This window comes from Pseudomonas sp. PAMC 25886 (assembly GCF_000242655.1).
GTDB lineage: Bacteria > Pseudomonadota > Gammaproteobacteria > Pseudomonadales > Pseudomonadaceae > Aquipseudomonas.
Genome location: NZ_AHHC01000002.1, coordinates 1 through 5282 on the forward strand (window position 1 = coordinate 1; position 5282 = coordinate 5282).

Annotated in this window: 6 protein-coding genes; 2 read left to right on the top strand and 4 right to left on the bottom strand. The window is 61.6% G+C overall.

Features of this window, described 5'->3' with window-relative positions; genetic code table 11:
- Positions 1-32: 32 nt before the first annotated feature.
- Complete coding sequence (kynU, locus tag MUM_RS0100035) at positions 33-1283, bottom strand: kynureninase (RefSeq protein WP_010165516.1); 1251 nt, start codon at positions 1281-1283, stop codon at positions 33-35.
- 142 nt (positions 1284-1425) lie between these two features.
- On the opposite strand from kynU, the gene MUM_RS0100040 reads away from it, so the two are divergent.
- A complete protein-coding gene (locus MUM_RS0100040) occupies positions 1426-1899 on the top strand; it encodes an Lrp/AsnC family transcriptional regulator (protein WP_010165517.1) in 474 nt (157 codons plus the stop codon).
- A 101-nt stretch (positions 1900-2000) separates the two neighbouring features.
- Here MUM_RS0100040 and catA read toward each other — a convergent pair whose 3' ends face one another.
- From catA to MUM_RS0100055, 3 genes are read right to left on the bottom strand one after another with little or no spacing between them, the layout of a single operon-like run.
- Entirely contained in the window at positions 2001-2930 is a 930-nt protein-coding gene (gene catA / locus MUM_RS0100045) for a catechol 1,2-dioxygenase (protein ID WP_010165519.1), read from the bottom strand.
- A gap of 42 nt (positions 2931-2972) precedes the next feature.
- The gene (gene catC / locus MUM_RS0100050) at positions 2973-3263 is read right to left on the bottom strand and encodes a muconolactone Delta-isomerase (RefSeq protein ID WP_010165520.1); all 291 of its coding nucleotides are present in this window, start codon (positions 3261-3263) and stop codon (positions 2973-2975) included.
- Between the two features lie 16 nt (positions 3264-3279).
- Positions 3280-4404, bottom strand: coding sequence for a muconate cycloisomerase family protein (locus MUM_RS0100055; protein ID WP_010165521.1), 1125 nt, complete (start codon positions 4402-4404; stop codon positions 3280-3282).
- A 114-nt stretch (positions 4405-4518) separates the two neighbouring features.
- Between MUM_RS0100055 and MUM_RS0100060 the strand changes: the two genes are divergently transcribed.
- The coding region (locus tag MUM_RS0100060; protein WP_010165522.1) for a LysR family transcriptional regulator at positions 4519-5282 on the top strand (764 nt) is incomplete at its 3' end.

Sequence of the window (5282 nt, forward strand, 5' to 3'; positions counted from 1 at the left end):
AAGCCGGGCTCCTACAGGGGTTTTGTGTTGTATCAGGTAACGCTATGGCGAACTTTGAATTGCGGCTGGTCCCAGGTTTTCTGGTCGAGAATTTCGCCAAGGATTTCCACCGCGTCCCAGACCTCAGTGAAGCTGGTGTACAACGGCGTAAACCCGAACCGCATGATCCGCGGCTCGCGATAATCACCAATCACGCCACGGGCGATCAGGGCCTGGATAACCGCGTAGCCTTGCGGGTGTTCAAAGCTGACGTGGCTGCCGCGCCGGGCATGTTCACGCGGGGTGATCAGGGTCAATTCGTGGGCGGCGCAACGGGACTCCACCAACGCGATAAACAGGTCAGTCAACGCCAGGGATTTAGTGCGCAGGCTGGCCATGTCGGTCTGGGCAAAAATATCCAGGCCACACTCCACCATCGCCAGCGAGGTAATCGGCTGGGTGCCGCACAGGTAGCGCGCAATGCCCTGGCTCGGCGCATAACGCGATTCCATGGCGAACTGCCGGGTATGCCCGAACCAGCCCGACAGCGGCTGCGTGACCACATCCACCAGCGCCGGGTTGACCCACACAAACGCCTGGGAGCCGGGCCCACCGTTGAGGTATTTGTAGGTGCAGCCGATCGCGTAATCGGCGCCTGCCTGATGCAGGTCGATCGGCACCGCGCCCGCCGAATGCGCCAGGTCCCAGATCGCCAGCGCGCCACATTCATGGCTCAACGCGGTCTGGGCCTGCATGTCGTACATGTAGCCGGTCTTGTAGTTGACGTGGGTAAGCATCACCACGGCGGTGTCCTGGTCGATGGCCTGGGGCAGCTCGTCCGGGCTGTTGACCAGGCGCAGGGAGTAGCCCTGTTGCAGCAGTTCGGTCAGGCCTTCGGCGATGTACAGGTCGGTGGGGAAATTGCTCGCTTCGCTGACGATCACCTTGCGGCTTGGCGCCCGCTCGCGCTGCACGGTCAACGCGGCGCTGAGCACTTTGAACAGGTTGATGGAGGTGGTATCGGTGATCACCACTTCACCGTCGCGGGCCCCGATCAGCGGTGCCAGGCGATTGCCCAGGCGCTGGGACAGGTCAGCCCAGCCGGCGCTGTTCCAGCTACGAATCAGCCCGTTGCCCCACTCCTCGGCGATCACCGCGTGCGCCCGCTCCAGCGCTGCCACCGGGCGCGCGCCGAGGGAGTTGCCGTCGAGGTAGATCACCCCCGCAGGCAAGGCGAATTGGTTGCGCAGCGGCGCCAGCGGATCCTGGGCGTCGAGGGTCAGGCAATGGGTGCGGGTGGTCATGGTCAGTCCTGTTCTTGTAGTAACAATGAGCCAAATAATGAACGAAGCTTTAGAGAATTTTCGTGCAAAGTGGTGGGCAACAGGCTAATTAAGCTGTAGGAAATTCGAATTTAACCCCCAAACACGCGGATTTATTCTAACCATGATGCTCGACGCTACCGACCTGCGCCTTCTGCATTTCCTGCAACAGGATGGCCGTATCAGCAACCAGGAACTGGCGGAGAAAGTCGCCCTGTCGCCATCGGCCTGCCTGCGGCGTTTACGCCTGCTGGAGAGCGAGGGCATCATCAGTGGGTATCGGGCGGTGTTGAACGCCGAGCACCTGGGGATTGAGCTGGAGGCCATCGTCCACCTGTCGTTGCGCCAGGACGTGGAGGATTGGCACGAGACGTTCATCAAGAAGGTGCAAGGGTGGCCGGAGGTGGCCAGTGCGTATGTGATTACCGGGGCGAGCAACTATGTGTTGCGGGTGCAGGCGCGCAACCTCAAGCACTTTTCGGATTTTATCGTGAACCACCTGAACCGCACGGCGGGGGTGATGGATATCCGGTCGGAGATTGTGCTGCAGAAGATCAAGGATCGGGATGATTTGCTGGATCTGGTTGTTCGCAAATAACACGAACACCACAACCCCCTGTAGGAGCTGGCTTGCCAGCGATAGCGGTCGTTCAGTCACCACCGTCATCGCCGGCAAGCCGGCTCCTACAGGGATCGGGATCAGTCTTCGAGAGCGCGCACCCGCTGCATGCGTTTCTGTTCGACAGGCGCAGCCGCCGACTGCAACTCAAAGTCAAAATCAATCTGCGCAAACTGCCCTTCCACGCCAAATTCCTTCGCCAGGTTCGCGTCCTCGCTGAAGCGAATTTCGGCGATCAACTCATCCCGCGTCGCATAGGCAAAATCATCATGCAGGTATGGATCGTCCGACAGGTTGATCTGCGTGGTCAGGTGCCGGTGGCCCGGTGCCGAGATGAAGAAGTGGATATGCGCCGGCCGCTGCCCGTGGCGCCCCAACTGGTCGAGCAATTGCTGAGTCGGACCGGTCGGCGGGCAGCCGTACCCGGACGGCACGATGCTGCGAAAACGATAGTTGCCCTGGGCATCGGTCTCGATCCGACGGCGCAGGTTGAACTCCGACTGCGTGCCGTCAAACCACGAATACGTGCCGCCCGTGTTGGCCTGCCACACATCGACAATCGCCCCCGCCAGCGGCTTGCCGTGGGTGTCGCGTACCTGGCCCTGCATGAACAGCGGCACACCCGGATCCAGCCCGTCATCCAGCCGCGCCTCGTATTTGGACAGCGGCGCGCCGGCCACATACAGCGGGCCTTCGATGGTGCGCGGGGTGCCGCCGGATTTGCCGGCTTCCTCGTCCGCCGCGTCCATCAGCATGTCCAGGTAATGCTCCAGGCCCAGGCCTGCCGCGAGCAACCCGGCCTCCTGGTTCTTGCCCAGTTCGTTGAGGTAGTTGACCGCCTTCCAGAACTCTTCCGGGGTCACTTCCAGGTCTTCGATGATGTTCACCGTGTCCCGCAGGATCCGGTAGATCAGCGCCTTGGCCCGTGGGTTGCCGCCGTCGTTAAGGTTGCCGCTGGCTTCTTCGAGAAACTGTTGGGCGTGAGCAGTCTGGGAAAGTCGGATGGACATGGTGCAATCCTCATCTTGTAATTATTAGGTGAAAAAACAGACTCAGCGATCATCCTCACGGATCGACGACGGATGCCGGCACAGGGCATTCACTTCGATGGCCATGTAAGGATAAAGCGGCAGTTGCATCAGCAGGTCATGCAGTTCCTGCACGCTGTCGACATCGAACACGCTGTAGTTGGCATACAGCCCGGCGATGCGCCACAGGTGGCGCCATTTGCCTTGCTCTTGCAGCCGCTGCGAGAAGGCTTTTTCTTCAGCCTTGAGGGCAGCAGCGCGCTCGGGGTTCATGTCGACGGGCAGGTTCACGGTCATTTTTACGTGGAACAACATCGCAGGTGTCCTCTTGTTATTGGTCGCGACGGAAGAACGCCAGGCGCTCTTCATCGATGGCCAGGCCCAGGCCCGGAGCGGTGGAGACATGCAGGTGGAAATCGCGGTACACCAGCGGCTCGGCCAGGATGTCTTCGGTGAGCAGCAGCGGGCCGAACAACTCGGTGTCCCACGCCAGTTTGTTCAAGGTGAGAAAGGCATGGGCCGAGGCCAGGGTGCCAATACCGCCTTCGAGCATGGTGCCGCCGTACAGGCCGATGCCCGCCGCCTCGGCAATCGCTGCGGTACGCAACACCGCACGCGGGCCGCCGTTTTTGGCGATCTTCAGGGCGAACACCGAGGCCGCACCTTCGCGGGCCAGGTTGAAGGCGTCTTCCACACATTCGATGGATTCGTCGGCCATGATCGGCGCCGGGCTCGACAGGTTGAGCCGCACCATGCCGCCACGGTTGTTGCGCGAAATCGGTTGTTCGATCAGGTCGATACCGTTGTCGCCCAGCACCTTGCAGGCGCGCAGGGCCACGGCTTCGTCCCAGGCCTGGTTGACGTCAACCCGCACGCTGGCGCGGTCGCCCAAGGCTTTTTTGATCGCGATGACATGCGCCAGGTCCTGGCTGACGTCACCGGCGCCGATCTTCAGTTTGAAGATGCGGTGGCGGCGCAGGTCGAGCATCTTCTCGGCTTCGGCGATGTCTTTTTCGGTGTTACCGCTGGCCAGGGTCCAGGCCACCGGCAGGGCGTCCCGCACACGGCCGCCGAGCAATTCGCTGACCGGCAGATTCAGGCGTTTGCCGAGGGCATCGAGCAAGGCGCTTTCGATACCCGACTTGGCAAAGGTGTTGCCCCGAATGCTGCGCTCCAGGCGCAACATGGCCGCGTTGATATTGCTCGCGTCCTGGCCTAGCAGTAGCGGCGCGAAGTGCCGGTCGATGTTGATTTTGATGCTGTCGGGGCTTTCATTGCCGTAGCTCAGGCCGCCGATGGTGGTGGATTCACCAATGCCTTCGATGCCGTCGGCGCAGCGCACGCGGATGATCACCAGGGTCTGGTTCTGCATCGTGTGCATCGCCAGCTTGTGCGGGCGGATGGTAGGGAGATCGACGATGATGGTCTCGATCGACTCGATGGCACAAATCGGCATGGCAATACCCGTTGGGTTCTTTATAGATTTGGCCTGATTCTGTTCCGGATCTCTGCTGGCTTCCAATATAGAATGGGTCTCGAACAATACCCTTAAGGTATGAATGGAGTCTTTATGGAACTGCGCCATCTGCGTTACTTCCAGGTGCTGGGTGAAACCCTCAACTTCACCCGCGCCGCCGAACGCCTGCACATTGCCCAGCCGCCGTTGAGTCGGCAGATCCAGCAACTGGAGGACGAACTGGGCGTGGTCTTGCTGGAGCGCGGGCGGCCGTTGCGCCTGACCGAGGCTGGGCGGTTTTTCTATGAGCACGCCAATGTGCTGCTCGAACAACTGGGCAAGGTGTGCGACAACACCCGGCGCATCGGCCTTGGCCAAAAGACCTGGCTGGGCATCGGTTTTGCGCCGTCGACGCTGTATGGCGTGCTGCCCGAATTGATCCGCCGGCTGCGCAGCCACGATGGCCTGGAGCTGGAGTTGGGGCTTTCCGAGATGACCACCCTGCAACAAGTCGAAGCCCTCAAGGCCGGGCGGATTGACGTGGGCTTCGGGCGGATTCGCATCGACGACCCGGCCATCGTGCAGCGGGTGTTGGTGGAGGATCGGCTGGTGGCGGTGCTGCCGGCCGGGCATCCCCTGCTCGGTGCTCCGGCAACGCTTGCGCAGCTGGCCGCAGAACCGTTCGTGCTCTACCCCGGCAACCCGCGACCGAGCTACGCCGACCATGTGATCGCGTTGTTCGACGCCCACGGTTTGAGCCTTAAGGTTGCGCAATGGACCAACGAATTGCAGACCGCCATCGGCCTGGTCGGTGCGGGCATGGGCGTGACGCTGGTGCCGGCCTCGGTGCAGGTGCTGCACCGCGCCGACATCGGCTA